This window comes from Photorhabdus khanii NC19 (assembly GCF_000517265.1).
GTDB lineage: Bacteria > Pseudomonadota > Gammaproteobacteria > Enterobacterales > Enterobacteriaceae > Photorhabdus > Photorhabdus khanii.
Genome location: NZ_AYSJ01000014.1, coordinates 82,784 through 95,623 on the forward strand (window position 1 = coordinate 82,784; position 12,840 = coordinate 95,623).

At 42.8% G+C, this 12,840-nt stretch carries 11 protein-coding genes and 5 pseudogenes; 3 read left to right on the top strand and 13 right to left on the bottom strand.

What is annotated here, in order from left to right:
* Nucleotides 1-8 precede the first annotated feature (8 nt).
* Genes PTE_RS15925 through PTE_RS15935 form a run of 3 tightly spaced genes read right to left on the bottom strand, consistent with a single transcriptional unit; the run spans nucleotide 9 to nucleotide 3,031 of the window.
* Nucleotides 9-1,421 carry a phage tail sheath family protein gene (locus PTE_RS15925; RefSeq protein ID WP_036848682.1) on the bottom strand — a complete coding sequence of 471 codons (1,413 nt, stop codon included), beginning with the start codon at nucleotides 1,419-1,421 and terminating at the stop codon, nucleotides 9-11.
* Nucleotides 1,422-1,432: 11 nt separating this feature from the next.
* Nucleotides 1,433-2,527 (bottom strand): phage tail sheath family protein, encoded by a 1,095-nt coding sequence (locus PTE_RS15930; RefSeq protein WP_036848684.1) that lies wholly within the window; start codon nucleotides 2,525-2,527, stop codon nucleotides 1,433-1,435.
* Nucleotides 2,528-2,581: 54 nt separating this feature from the next.
* The gene (locus tag PTE_RS15935; RefSeq protein WP_021326045.1) at nucleotides 2,582-3,031 is read right to left on the bottom strand and encodes a phage tail protein; all 450 of its coding nucleotides are present in this window, start codon (nucleotides 3,029-3,031) and stop codon (nucleotides 2,582-2,584) included.
* 359 nt (nucleotides 3,032-3,390) lie between these two features.
* Here PTE_RS15935 and PTE_RS15940 point away from each other — a divergent pair.
* Nucleotides 3,391-4,377 (top strand): annotated as a pseudogene (locus PTE_RS15940) (IS630 family transposase); the annotation flags it as partial.
* A 487-nt stretch (nucleotides 4,378-4,864) separates the two neighbouring features.
* Here PTE_RS15940 and PTE_RS15945 read toward each other — a convergent pair.
* The 8 genes and pseudogenes from PTE_RS15945 to PTE_RS15980 form a co-directional block, all read right to left on the bottom strand.
* Nucleotides 4,865-5,239, bottom strand: a pseudogene (locus tag PTE_RS15945) (Rpn family recombination-promoting nuclease/putative transposase); the annotation flags it as partial.
* A gap of 137 nt (nucleotides 5,240-5,376) precedes the next feature.
* Nucleotides 5,377-5,934, bottom strand: a complete 558-nt coding sequence (locus PTE_RS15950) for a recombinase family protein (protein WP_036848687.1) — start codon at nucleotides 5,932-5,934, stop codon at nucleotides 5,377-5,379.
* Nucleotides 5,935-6,061: 127 nt separating this feature from the next.
* Nucleotides 6,062-6,523, bottom strand: a pseudogene (locus tag PTE_RS15955) (hypothetical protein); the annotation flags it as partial.
* Nucleotides 6,520-6,873, bottom strand: a complete 354-nt coding sequence (locus PTE_RS15960) for a contractile injection system sheath initiator (protein ID WP_036848690.1) — start codon at nucleotides 6,871-6,873, stop codon at nucleotides 6,520-6,522. The pseudogene PTE_RS15955 and the gene PTE_RS15960, both read right to left, overlap by 4 nt.
* Nucleotides 6,870-7,628, bottom strand: a pseudogene (locus tag PTE_RS15965) (Gp138 family membrane-puncturing spike protein). Before PTE_RS15965 ends, PTE_RS15960 begins: the two are co-directional and overlap by 4 nt.
* A 58-nt stretch (nucleotides 7,629-7,686) precedes the next feature.
* Complete coding sequence (locus tag PTE_RS15970; RefSeq protein WP_036848693.1) at nucleotides 7,687-8,319, bottom strand: LeoA/HP0731 family dynamin-like GTPase; 633 nt, start codon at nucleotides 8,317-8,319, stop codon at nucleotides 7,687-7,689.
* The gene (locus tag PTE_RS15975; protein ID WP_036848695.1) at nucleotides 8,312-8,743 is read right to left on the bottom strand and encodes a hypothetical protein; all 432 of its coding nucleotides are present in this window, start codon (nucleotides 8,741-8,743) and stop codon (nucleotides 8,312-8,314) included. The genes PTE_RS15970 and PTE_RS15975 overlap by 8 nt, the downstream gene beginning before the upstream one ends.
* Before the next feature lie 7 nt (nucleotides 8,744-8,750).
* Nucleotides 8,751-8,957 (bottom strand): hypothetical protein, encoded by a 207-nt coding sequence (locus tag PTE_RS15980; protein ID WP_036848698.1) that lies wholly within the window; start codon nucleotides 8,955-8,957, stop codon nucleotides 8,751-8,753.
* 370 nt (nucleotides 8,958-9,327) lie between these two features.
* Here PTE_RS15980 and PTE_RS15985 point away from each other — a divergent pair, with 370 nt between their 5' ends.
* The gene (locus PTE_RS15985) at nucleotides 9,328-9,519 is read left to right on the top strand and encodes a hypothetical protein (protein WP_036848700.1); all 192 of its coding nucleotides are present in this window, start codon (nucleotides 9,328-9,330) and stop codon (nucleotides 9,517-9,519) included.
* A gap of 30 nt (nucleotides 9,520-9,549) precedes the next feature.
* On the opposite strand, the gene PTE_RS15990 is transcribed toward PTE_RS15985, so the two are convergent.
* Nucleotides 9,550-9,903, bottom strand: coding sequence for a hypothetical protein (locus PTE_RS15990; RefSeq protein ID WP_051477433.1), 354 nt, complete (start codon nucleotides 9,901-9,903; stop codon nucleotides 9,550-9,552).
* A 125-nt stretch (nucleotides 9,904-10,028) separates the two neighbouring features.
* On the opposite strand from PTE_RS15990, the pseudogene PTE_RS22930 reads away from it, so the two are divergent.
* A pseudogene (locus PTE_RS22930) lies at nucleotides 10,029-11,637 on the top strand (IS1634 family transposase).
* Nucleotides 11,638-11,813: 176 nt separating this feature from the next.
* Here the strand turns inward: PTE_RS22930 and PTE_RS16020 are convergent.
* Nucleotides 11,814-12,788 (bottom strand): hypothetical protein, encoded by a 975-nt coding sequence (locus PTE_RS16020; RefSeq protein WP_036848710.1) that lies wholly within the window; start codon nucleotides 12,786-12,788, stop codon nucleotides 11,814-11,816.
* Nucleotides 12,789-12,840 lie beyond the last annotated feature (52 nt).

Genomic DNA, 12,840 nt, shown 5'->3' on the forward strand with positions numbered 1-12,840 from the left:
CAGTACGGTTACTGTGCTACATTTTGCGAAAACTGAAGGATAATAAATTCAGCCGGGCGTACTGCCGCCATACCCACTTTGACGATCATTTTCCCTTGCTTAATGTCGTCGCCGGACATGGTGATATTCTCACCAATCTGGACAAAATAGGCTTCTTGCGGGTTATTACCGGCCAACGCGCCTTGTTGCCAGAGTTGATGGAGATAGTTGTCAATCGCTGACCGAACTCGTTCCCAAGTAGGCTGGCTATTGGGTTCAAAGACAGCAAATCGCATTGCCTGCTTGATATCCCGTTCTGCGCTATTAAATAAACGCCGAACCGGAATGTAGCGCCAGTTGTCATCGTCTTGCAGGGTACGTGTCCCCCAGACGACAAAACCTTTGTTGGTGAAATAGCGGATAGCATTGATACCTTTTTGGTTCATGGTACCTTGTTCATCTTCAGTGAGCCGTTCGGCTACATCACTAATTCCGCTGAGAACAACATTAGCCGGTGCTTTCCAGACGCCACGGCTGGCATCAGTGGTGCAATACACGCCCGCCATGACAGCACTGGCAGGAATGATGTTGCTTATGTTCTGTATTGCATCAACAGCCTGTTGATAGACACTTAGATTTTTATCTTTGAGTTGCGCCAGATTTTTAACTTCGTTTGATGCTGCATCCTCGTAACCTGAAACTGCGATCAAACTATCTGCCGCTTGAATAAGTTGTGAGACTTTAACTGCTGGATAATAAGTTGCGGTTTGTGATTGCACGTTAACGCTGATGGCGGTTGCTTTATCCTGATTGTCAGCGATAAGAAAATATCCGGCATTTAATAAAGAGGTCAGGTTGCCATATATCGTACTCTGATAAGAAGGATCCTGTTCAGGGCAGACGATTAAGGTAATGTCTAAAGCCTGCTTAATTAACTCAGGGATTAATGCCAACGTGTTGGTATCGCTGGTATCAGCAATTGGCAGGATATAACAAGGACCGCCGCCATTTTGGAAATAAAGTTTTAACGCATCACTACTTGTTGTGTAGGTACCGATAGTTACCTCGTAGGTGTAACCGGGTTCTTTATCTTCCGTATGGGGAGCGGCCTTTGCTGCGGCAACAACTTCTGTTTCTGTACCTGTATCGTTTTCGGCCCCTTTATTGTCTTCGGCTGAGACATCGCCGTCGACGGTTTTCGGTTTTTCAGGAGGAATCGGTGCGGTTGATTTAATCGCTATTGACGTAACACAACCCACATTAAACAGGTGAGTGAAATCCAGCCAGCTATTAACGCGTGTCACTTGTGGGGTGGTGCTGGTTTTTTTAGGCGAGAAACGGCCAATAAATACGGGAATTGCCGTGTTCCCATGACTGACAGAAAGCGCCAGTGAGGCATCTTCTTCAATATAGACGCCAGGATAAGTTGGTGTTATTGGCATATTGCCTCCAATTATTGAGCGATGTTCTGAGTGAACTGCAAGATAATAAACTCGGCTGGGCGAACAGCGGCCAGACCTACTTTGACGATCATTTTGCCCTGCTTGATATCGTCATCGGTCATGGTGACGCCTTTACCGATTTGAACAAAGTAAGCCTGTTCGGCTTTGTTGCCCATCAAGCCGCCTTGCTGCCAGAGGCCATAGAGATAGTTATCGATAGCCTGTTGCACGGCTTTCCAGGTGGGTTGGCTGTTTGGCTCAAACACCGCGAAGTTCATGGCGTTTTTAATATCCCGCTCTGCGCTGTTAAACAGACGGCGAACCGGGATATAACGCCAGTTATCTGTGTCTTCAAGGGTTTTGGCTCCCCAAACCAGCGTGCCGCTTTTAGGAAAGGTACGGATCATATTCAGCGCCTTGCCTTGGTTATATTGTGCTTGCAGGTCATCGGTTACCGGGTATTTAGGTTGCAATCCGCCTTGAATCGCCACATTAGCCGGTGCTTGCCAGACTCCCCGGCTGTTATCGACACGGGCATAAATACCGGCCATCACGGCGCTGGGTGGAATATCAACGAGGGCTTTCTTTTCTCCCCATTCAGCGGTCAGGTAAGGGTAATAAACTGCGCCATAAGGAGTAGGAGAATAAGATTTGAGGAGATCGTCTGGTTTTTGATCCGAAGTTATTTGAACTTTTGGACCATCAAAAATGGCGAATAAGCCTTTGCCTGGTTTACACAGTTTTCCCGTCACCTCATTGATATCTTCTCCGGCGGCAACCAGCAATGTGACATCATCGAGTTTTGGCACTTGTTTTTCTAAATCTGTGGTTTTAACGAGATAGCAATACCCACCGCCGTTAATAAAATAGGCGCGTAGAGCAATATCAAGCGTATTAGCCGGATCAAATTGTCTGCCTGCGAGTGTCAGATATTCTAACCAGCTATTAATACGGGTAGGTGCATCATCTGATACAAATGAATTTTTGTTTTTATCATCATCGACGGCAACAGCAAAAACAGGCACTGCTGTTGCACCGGAGCGGACAGAGAATGACGGTGAGGCATCTTCTTCAATATAAACGCCGGGATATGAATATGTTGGCATGTTGCCTCCAATTATTGTGCAATATTCTGAGTAAACAGCTTTATAAAGTCAGTCTTAAGACGCTTGAATGGTTACTCGATCGGCTGTCAGGCTAATTTCCTGAACGGCAACTTCATTGCTGGTGGCATCAAAAGCAGGGGAGGTTAAAGAGGTTGGGAAAGCATTTGCTACATTCCAGGTCATTAAAATTTCAGTACCGGCTTCGTTAGTCAGGCTGATTGAAATATCTTTTTTCTCAACCTGATTAAGCTGGATGGAATTAAGCCAGTCAAACAGTTTCGTATCACCGGAGAAGACACCTTTACGCAGGGTAATATTGATCGCCTGACGTTGACCCGGCATCTTATAGTAATTACCGGTGCCGTCCTTATATTCGATGACATCATAATTAATATCGAGCCCTGAAACGCTGTTAAAAGGGATTTTTTCATCACCGATTGAAACAACAAACCGGTAAACAGGAATCGGATAGTCAACAGCGATTTGTTCTGGAGTTGTAGCCATAATTTTTTCCTTGATTAGTTATTTACGTTTGAAAGATAAACAGAGCGCTATCGCCTTGTTTTTGCTGGTACTGAGCTATGGGTATAGCTACCGCAGCAACCTTACTTATGGAGGTTATTATTCATACTGAATTTTTTATAATGATTATTCAGGTCATCATTAATAAAGCGACATGATTATAAGTAATGAATTTTTGGAGGGAATATTAATTAATAATGAAGGGTAATTATTAGTTGGTATGGCAGAGGTTAACCATTTTAGGTATTTGTGCTGTTTTATTTGGTTTTAGGGGTAGAGAAATTATGAATGGAGAATTATTTTCTGTTTCATTGATTAATTTATGATCAAAAAATCGACACCTAAATAACACCAGACAAAACAAGAGAGAAGAAAATAACATCAAAGCGGTCCTGCTGGCCTCTGAGGGTTGGAGTTCTGTCATGATCGCTCAAGCCCTGCGCCTGCATGAAACGACCGTTAATCGTCATATCAGCGATTACCTTAATCACCGCAAACTCAAGCCCGACAATGGCGGCTCTCAGAGCCACCTCAGCGAAACACAGACGCAGGAACTTATCGCTTATCTGACCGCGAATCTTCTGCCCACCACACAGGCGGTTATCCGCCTTGTTAAAGAAGCGTGGGATATCAGTTACACCGTTCCCGGCATGAATAAATGGCTGCACCACAAGGGATTCAGTTATAAAAAACCGACCGGCGTGCCACACAAGTTCAACGCGGAACAGCAGCGGGCCTTTATAGAAACCTACGGGAAGCTCAAGCAGGAAGCCGGAGACCATGAGCCCATCCTGTTCATTGATGGCGTCCATCCCACGCAGGGGACGAAACTGGCTTATGGCTGGATGCGTAAAGGCCAGAAAACCGTAGTGAAAACCACAGGAAGCCGTACCCGTCTGAACCTGATGGGGGCCCTGAATCTGGCCGATATCGGTAAAACGGTGGTACGCGAGTATGACCGTATCGACAGTTATCACATCGCAGAATTTTTCATTGCCCTGCGTGAAACCTATCCGGTCAGTCAGAAGGTTCATATTATCCTTGACGGAGCCGGTTATCACCGGAGTGAGTTGGTGAAAGACTGGGCTTATGTGATGAATATCGAGCTTCATTACTTACCCCCCTACAGCCCGAATCTGAACCCGATAGAAAGGCTGTGGAAAGTGATGAATGAACAAGTCAGAAATAATCGTTACTTCGCCTCGGCGGCCTTGTTCAGGCAGGCGATACATCGCTTTTTTACGGAAATATTACCGGAACTTGCCGGGAAGCTGTCGCGCCGTATTAATGACAACTTCCAGATTCTGAATCCTGCATCTTCAAGTTAAGCGAGTATAAGAGGAAAAGTATCTCTTCCGATTAGAGAAGAAAAAGATAGTCTTATTGCAGTGCTAATAAAATGGATTTTTTACGGTAGTAATAAATAGATAAAATGAAATCATGTTTGAAGTTAGATTGTTTCTTTAGGGCGACAGATAATACGTCTATTATAGTTTGAAATTTGAAATCAATATTAATTATGTTCAGGAATTGGTACTTCTTTGATTACTTATTGATTATGAGATTTAGTAGTAATTCGATTTAATCGATTTTCTACGAAGTTCAGTAAATAGTTAAAATTGATATTTGTTCATTAAGACAATAATTGGTTTATTATAAGATTATAATTTTTTTTATAAACCGTGATTTTGTTTCCGCAAACAACTCACCTAATCGCGTTCCCCATGCTCTTAAGGTGTCATTTTGCTCCCTATAAATAAGAACAAAAATGCCGATTTTGAATATCGGCATTTTGCTGTGAAAAAGAAGATTAATTTAATGCTTTAATGTTTCAATTTTATCCCGGCTCAGTCCGGTACTGGTGACAATAATGTCCAAACTCACGCCATGCCGTAATAAGGCACGGGCCGTTTCCAGTTTACCTTCCTCTCTACCTTCTGTTCGGCCTTGCTCAATACCTTGCTCGCGCCCTCTTTGTTCAAGCTCTTCTGCAATAGTCATCAACATCGTTTCATGCTCCGGAGATTGTTCAATCAGTTGATGGACAAATTGGGAGAGATCCAGCGTATGTCCATTCAGTAAAATATAGCTTAACACAACATTGCGCTGCTCGGCTGTATTATACCCTGCATTCAAGAGTTCCACCAATTGGGGGACCCATTCCAGCATATCCCGGCAGAAAATACACTTATAATTAAAATATTAATATAAAACAATTAATTAAATAAAAATTCACCAATAATAAATACCAGAATGTACACATGCATGTACAAACAAAAAAGCACTTAATATGGAGTGTAGCGATAGATTTCTTAATATAAAACCGATCACCCGGCTTTGTTATTTACCGGAAAATATTTATATATCGTAGATAATGATGTGTTGTAAATTAATGCCAACTCTTTCCGACTATGACCTTTCGTAAGTAATCTTGCAGCTTGTTGCTGTTCAACGAATGAAAATGACACCGGCCTGCCCCCAACTCTCCCCTGAGCACGAGCGGCTATCAACCCAGCATTCGTCCTTTCAACAATCAATTCACGTTCCTCTGCCAGTGCACTCATCACATGAAAGAAGAACCGGCCCATAGCAGTACTGGTGTCAATGCTATCGGTCAGACTTTGAAAGTGAATGCCACGTTCTTTCAAATGCGCATTCAACGCAATAAGATTCTGAACACTACGCCCCAGCCGATCTAACTTCCAAACAACCAGCGTATCCCCCGCTTGTAAGCATTCAAATGCTTGTTTCAATCCCGGTCTGTCCGCTGTCCTGCCACTGATTTTATCTTCAAAAATATGTTCACAATTTATACTCATCAATGCATTTCGTTGTAAATCGCTGTTTTGGTCATTTGTTGATACACGGATGTACCCTATTTTCATTGCTTTTTATCCTCATAAAATGATGAAAATATGAAAAATGGAGGCTGATGCGAGTTCCCGTAAAACCTCGGTTTGGTGGAAACGGTGAATTTAGCTAAGGGGGCCTTGCAATCTAACGGTACGGCTATCCTTTAGTCTGACAAGTAGCAGTGGCTATTACATATCCATGCAACCCAATGGAAACAGTATCAGGAAGAGTCCAGGAGTAACCTTGTTTATCCCGCACAATACCGTTTTTTACAACAGTACCAACGGTACCAGTTAGCTTAACGTCTACCGTCGAATACGTTGATGCATGCCGAGCTATCCCGTTAATTTTAACGTTATTTGACAGCGCTGCGCCGGTTCCTGTTGATGGACTAAATGAGTTATAAGCAGCAATCACAGCATTGTTCGCATCGTGTACCGCGAGTGCATAAATTGCGATCATTTGACCGTCTTTGCTATCGGGATCTAAATAAGCATCAGTACCATAGATTTGACGGAAATATTCCGAGAGCTTATTCAAAATGGTCTGGTAATCAGGCGCACTGATGCCCGAAGCTGTCACAGTTGCGGCCAGCCCCAAAGTGTCAAGATTTAACATTATGCCTCGCTTGTTACCGTGGTTTGTCCGTAAAGGGTGTCAATAGTGGCGGTGAAAGTCAGGCGGCGTGTCGTACCGTCATTACGAGTGTCAAATGAAAGGATGGATTTGACACCCTGAGTTTTTAGGACACGGTTGCGAACGGCAAGAATATAAACATCAGAGCGTTGTTTTCCCAAGACGGACTGTACGTATGGCGTACCTTCTTTCATATCTAAGAACCAGTCACCGCGCCATAGTGCCAGCCGGGTTTTAACAGCCTGGGCTACAGCTTCTGGGGAGTTAATCAGAAACGTATTATCCCCCTGGCAGAAACTGTAATCACTATCCGGATCTTCTCGTCGATATCTCACTGGGGACCTCCCGTCTTACTTCCACCCGATTGCACTCCACCATACACATGATTTTTAAGGCTAATCCCTGCTGCTATCACATCGTTACTCACGGTGACCGGACCTTGCATCGTTGCCGTACCACCACCCGCACCCATACCCTGCGATAAGTTACCGTTAATGGTGACGTTGCCATTCAGGATGATGTCAGGTGATGTAATTTCGGTACCAGCATTTGCAGTAGCAATAAGCTTTGCCGGTGTGATAACCGTGACGTTATGGCTACCGGGATCAAGTTCGATATACGCCGCGCCATCATCACTTCTCAGTTGTGCGGTACTTGTGCTAATCCCTGATATTTTCTTTGCCTGTGATTGCGGACCGATGATGGCAAAAGCATCAGATAAACTGTGCTGGCGTTCGTCTGCCGGTTCTTGTACTCCCCCCGATTGCTACCAGAAATCAATACAGCGATCGGCAAATACCACCAGACATTCATCACCGGCTTTTACCGGGAAGGTTAATGTCACTCCTCCGCCTCTTGGAAATATAACAGGCACATCTACAAGCAGGGGTAAAGATACCGAGGTAGTTTTCCCCTCCTGATCAGCAATACTGCTTTTAATTGCAGGCTGAACAACGCACGTTACCGCATCAACGTTAAAGGATTGAATAATGCCGGGTATCGCTACTCTAAGCTGAGAAGAGAGAGAATGATTGATGGCTTTCAGGGTTTCGGATAAATCGCCGGTTCTTGATTCTGTTGATACTGGCATGTGAAAACTCCAATAAAAAAGCCGCAGTTAAGCGGCTTAATTGTTAGCTTGTGATAGATTATTTCTTAAGGTAGAGATTAAGCAAAAACATAATGATAGGCATAGCAATTGAGAATACTAATATACTTAGAAACCAAACCTTAGCACCATCTATTCGTTTGTCTACAACACTAATTTTTTCAGACAATGATAATTCAACGGATTGAACTTTATTGCTTAATGATGTTTCAACGGATTGGATTCTGTTGCTTAATGTGGATTCAACGGATTGAATCTTATTGTTCAATGATGATTCAACCGACTGAATTTTATTACTTAACGATGATTCAACTGACTGAATTTTATTACTTAACGATGATTCAACTGACTGAATTTTATTATTTAACGATAACTCGGTAGCTTGAATCTTCCCAAGCAAAGAAGGCTCCATTTCTGCTATTTTTTTAGAGGTTGCAGATATATCTTTTTTCGCTTCCCTGAAATCTAGCTTGATCTCGTCAATAGATTTTTTGATGTGTTCAACATCAGACTCAAGTCTTGCTACACGAGCTTCCAACATATCTCCACCTCCACCGTTTCCGCTACCATGACTTACAGTTTCAGGCAAATGGTCATTTAGTGGCGTATGGGCAGATGACCATCGGCCATTAGAAAATCGCACGCCATCAATGACAGAATTTTCATTATTCATTATATGCCTCCTGTGGGATTATTCTAAAGTAGGCTTCTGATTTATGAATAGTCTCGTCAGGCATATCAGCACGGGCTATAGAACATTTTATTATATGAATACCGGTATTTATTATTCTAATTGAAACCGAAGCACTCAAAAACCCAGGCACATCTGTTGGTTCTGCTTCAAGGTCATCAGCGGTTACTGATATCTTTGCGGGTATTTCTTCCGCTCGACCATGCAGAATTGTTGTGCCGTTGCTGTCCGTAATATCTACAGAAATTAGATAGTCTTTAGATTGGTGCAGCCCAACAAAAGCGACAGCAATAGTGATTTTTGTTTCAGCAGGTAATGCGGCACACCGAAAACTGAGGATCGGCGCCTCTCTACCTTTAGCATCTTTTGTCGCCGGAAAAATGAACGCTATTTTCTCTGAATTCATTCAAACCTCACTTCCCACTTACCGCTTTTACATTTGCAAGAAAAGCTTCTTGAACTTCTTTATTATTTGGGTTTAACGATAAGTTGCCGTTCTCATCAACAATTATCTTCCCCTCACCTATTGCGGTTCCATGAACAGATGCTTTCGTGATCCGCATTAGAATTTTATCAGGAGGCGCAGTAAAGTAACGCATCGCTCTTGCTAACCGAGTCATAGCTTCCTCCTAACGTTATGAAATTAAAGTAAATAGATGTTTAGCGGTTATCAAATTGCGATATCACTAGTGTGATAATAGTTCGATTGAACCGCTAGTTCAACGCATTTAAGCAGCATAGCTGATCAAATATCAGGATTTTCAAAAGACTTGACTGACGTATATTCATTATGCTTCACCAAAGTTCCTTCGATAGTCAGCGTAGCTTTTTCATTGAAAATAAGAATGCTGATAACTCTCAGCAAAGAAATGATCACTCTTAATTTACTGGCATAGGAGCCATTGAACGTTACTGTCCAAACCGGTATTCACCATAAAACTCTCCAAAGCGGTTATTGTTGAGATCATTCACTCAAAACCCGCATGTCTCATGATCGCCTCGATACTGTGCGCATGGATTAAAGCCAAGCATGGGAAGAAGGTAAAAATTAAGAAAAATGGTGTCACTATGGAGTTTAAAAACCTAACATCCGCCGATCTTGCTAAAATATTAGAGCAAGAACCGGGGATTGAACTGGCCGTGGAGGAAAACAAGGAACCCCAGTCCTCTACAGAAAAATGAGACGCAAAGCCCGTAAAGGGCTTTTATAGCTTAATCCGCTACTTTCTTACAAGGAAAAGAGCCGATGATTTTAGGCGCATCCATAGCGTTTTGCAGTAACTGGACGTTCAGCCACGCTTTACCATTACGCTTGATAAACTGGAAGCCGTACATGTTGCCGTCGCGGGCAGGCATGAGGCCCATGTCTGTTTTTACCTGATCCCAGTCATCTTTTTCTTTCAGAAATGTAATTTTCTGAGAAGTAACTTTTTCACCGTTTACTCGCGTCCAACCATCATTACCCGCATGGAGCGTATACCCACCGTATTGCAGGTCAGCTAAAGCTGAACCACTTATCAAAAGCCCAAGCATAACTGCTAATTGGCTTACCTTTACAACCGTCATTCCGCACCTCATTCCTGATTTAAAAATAGTGTGATCTTACGCATATTTTACATATTTATTGCTCCCATGAGATTGACGGCGATCGCCCATTTTGATCTATTACTTTTATTTGCCGGAAAGTGAATATGCCCAAGTCAGAACCTGCCATTAAACGTCTTGATCACCTTGGTCTCATCGCGGCTTTCTGCTATGAAGCCGGATTGCCCCGTATCATTGATGCCATCATGCCAAAATATTCGGGTCACACCGTTTCTCATGGCGAGGCTTTTCTTGCGATGATCCTTAACGGGCTGGGGTTTCACAGCCGGACACTGCACATGTTTTCCGGTTTTTTCCAACACAAGCCGATTGACGCTTGATGGGCCCCGGCATTGACGCAGACCACCTCAATGACGACGTCCTCGGCCGTACACTGGATGCTTTATATGAGGCCGGCGTATCAGAAGTCTATCAGATACTGGCTGAACAGGTCATTGATAAATTAGGCATAAAACCCCAGTCTGTGCATCTCGACATCACCAGTTTCCACGTGGATGGCGAGTACAAGTCTCCCCCGAAGACGACACGCAGCGCATTGAACTGGCGCGGGGGTACAGCCGCGACCACCGCCCCGACCTCAACCAGGTTATCCTTGAACTGATTTGTGAAAATCAGGCCGGGATACCCGTTTACATGCAGGCAATGAGCGGAAATACCAACGATACCAAAGCGTTCACAGAAGTCACAAAACACCATATTAGTTGCCTGAAAGCAGCGCAAAACAGCCGCTACTTTGTCGCCGATGCCGCCCTGTATAGTGAAGAGGCAATAACTTCACTGCATAAACAAAAACAACACTTCATTACCCGCGTGCCGTTAACGCTCAAAGAAGCCAAACAGCAGCTGCGGAACGTGAATACCCACCAACTACAGCCTTTCACCGAAGGTTACGCGGGATGCTGGATTGAATCCAACTATGGCGGGATCCCGCAACGCTGGTTACTGCTCAGCAGTACGGCTGCCCGCAACGTGAAGCACAGACTTTCACGAAAAACACCCTCAAATCAACGGAAAAAGAGCTGAAAGCGTTTGAAAAATTGTGCAAAAAAGCGTTTGCCTGCAAGGAAGATGCGTTACACGCCCTGCGTGATTTTGAATCCGAATGCCAGTTTATCGCGATTGACGCCCCACAAGCGAAGGAAATCATGACGTATCAAGGGCGTGGACGCCCGGCGAAAGATAAACCCGCTCAGATTCATTACCAGCTATCAGGCCGGGCTTACAGTCAACTGGATAAAACCGCCGATGCCAGACTCAAGGTGGGGATGTTTATTCTCGCCACCAACGAAACGGACGAGAAAGCCCTGGATATGGAAACGTTGCTCACCAATTACAAAGCCCAGCAAAAGTGAGCGAGGTTTTCGATTCCTAAAAGGTCCCGAGTTCTTAACCTCATCCATGTACCTGAAAAAACCGGAACGCATCGAAGCCTTATTGATGGTGATGACGTGTAGTTTAATGGTATATGCGGCGCTGGAACATAAAATTCGCACGGGTCTGAAACAAAGCAAGGCATTCTACCCGGATATGAAGCAGCAGCAGACGCAATCGCCCACCGCTCGTTGGGTATTTTTAACTTTCGAAGGTATTAATACCTTTGAATTTCAAGAACACCGGATGGTGACGGGAATGCAACTGTACCAAAATGCTTTGCTGAAAATATTGGGGCCACCATACGAGTCTTTTTATTCCTGAATTGGGTGCGGAATGTCGGTTTTATAATAACTTCCTTTTCTATCATCTTTGTCTTCATTAAAAAATAGCTTTTCACGTAAGTTATTTTTCTTTCCACCTTTTATGTGAGCCGAAAGTGTAGGGTTTCTATCTCTGGTAAATATAATTTTATGTTTGAAATTATATTTACCCTCATTTTATTTCTTACAAAAATCTATGACTTGCTGCTGATTTAAAACAAAATCGCCATAATCCATTTCCCCAATAGATGCAGGTATTGCGCAGATTTGACCTTCTTGATTAACAAAATTAAGTTCTTCTGTAGATAATGCTCCCTTATATCTGACGGCCCCATGAGGTTCTTGTGGATCTTGTTCTAATCCTTTTTCGGTGAATATGTCCTCTTTGACTGCTAATATAAGAAATAGATTTTTTTCTTCCTGTAAATGTTTCATATATTCCAAAAGTGTGTTTTTGTGTGGGGCAAGATAGATATATCCTTCAGTATTTTCAGCTTCTCGTTGCTGTATCATTTTTGCTCTGCTTGAAATAATTTCGTTAATCCTTTCATCTTGTTGCAGAATAGCTTCTCTCTCATTGTTGATAATAGTTTGCTTACGGGCACTGTGCTTCTCCATAAATTTATTTTGGTCAAGTTTGTCGATACTTTCCGTAATGGATTTTCTTAATAATTGTTCATCGATATTTGTTTGAGTGGGGATGTTCTGATAAAAATTTTTGAACTCATGCCAAAATTCTTGAGGCATAAGGAAATTATCTTTAGAGATTCTCTTTGCTTTAGGGTTTTTATTAATAGTCGTGGCTATAATAGAGTAGATAATATTTATGATACCAATTTTTCTACGTGAAAAATCTTCTTCAGATAAGGTTGGGCCAGGTGAGCCTTGCGGTTTAAATCCGTTTTGTAGGAAGCTTTGTAAATTATTTCCTCTGGAAATATGATAGTAATATCCATCTTCGGGTTTTTGAGGGGCATTTGTTAAGGTGGAAGACGTATTTCTTATCATTTGATCTAAATCTAGCCCAACTCCTAAGGAATTATTTTTTATATCCTCATCATCTTGAGTAGAGTTTTCTGGTTGTATTGAGAATTTTCTTTCTCTATTTCTTGGGTGTTTAGTATCTTTATTGTGTTTTTCTGTGGATAACATATTATCTCCTATTAATATTTTGGTGAAAAAATGTGTGAAAAGAGATGATAAT